This is a genomic window from Halorubrum sp. SP9 (assembly GCF_005435015.1).
Lineage (GTDB): Archaea > Halobacteriota > Halobacteria > Halobacteriales > Haloferacaceae > Halorubrum > Halorubrum sodomense.
On record NZ_SGXU01000844.1, the window covers coordinates 1 to 207 of the forward strand.

1 protein-coding gene is annotated in these 207 nt (G+C 56.0%); it reads left to right on the forward strand.

Annotation, left to right across the window (positions count from 1 at the left end; genetic code table 11):
• Positions 1–207 (forward strand): glycosyltransferase family 4 protein (locus EXE45_RS22005; protein WP_137695239.1); only part of this gene is annotated, 207 nt, incomplete at both ends.

The window sequence follows — 207 nt, forward strand, 5'->3', positions numbered from 1 at the left end:
TGACGTTCGTCGGCGCAGTTGCTCACAATGAGATACAACGCTACTACGCTGCCGCAGACGTGTTCTGTCTACCTTCGTACCACGAGGGATTCCCGGTGGTGAATATGGAAGCACTGGCGAGCGGGTGCGCACTGGTTACTACACGTTTGGACGCTGTCAAGGAGCAAGTTACCGACGGTGAGCAAGCGCTCCTATTCGAACCTGGTG